The organism is Pseudomonas sp. 30_B (assembly GCF_017491605.1).
Taxonomy (GTDB): domain Bacteria; phylum Pseudomonadota; class Gammaproteobacteria; order Pseudomonadales; family Pseudomonadaceae; genus Pseudomonas.
In genome coordinates this window covers 1-475 of sequence record NZ_JAFGYY010000267.1, presented here as the reverse complement: position 1 = coordinate 475, position 475 = coordinate 1, and the positions used below count along the sequence as shown (strand labels likewise).

Genomic DNA, 475 nt, shown 5'->3' with positions numbered 1-475 from the left:
CCGCATTCCACTTGGCGAGCAGTGCGACGTAATCAAGCAGTGCGCCGCGTTGCGCATCGCTCAACGCGACGCCCAGCGCTTGCGCACCCTCCGACAGCAATGCTTGCAGCGTTTCCCGGCTGGCAATCGGGGGGCGGCGACGCTGTTGCACCGTCATTGTTGCGCCGCCGTGTTGTCGGCTTGCACGTCGGCGCCCGGTACACTGTCCGCGCCCTTTCGCCGGCCCAGCCCGCGCTTCTTCAGATGCACCATCAGCAGCGAGATGGCAGCGGGCGTCATGCCCGAGATCCGCGATGCCTGCCCGATCGTTTCCGGGCGGAATTGGTTCAGCTTCTGACTGACTTCGAACGACAAGCCACGCACCTCCGTGTAGTCGATCCCGTCAGGCAATCGCGTATTTTCGTTTGCACCATTCCGTTCGATTTCGCCGGCCTGACGCTCGATATAGCCCTGGTACTTGATGCCGATCTCAATC

General features: G+C 62.5%; 1 pseudogene. It reads right to left on the bottom strand.

Annotation, left to right across the window (positions count from 1 at the left end):
• Positions 1 to 153: 153 nt before the first annotated feature.
• Positions 154 to 475, bottom strand: a pseudogene (locus tag J5M67_RS28230) (hypothetical protein); the annotation flags it as partial.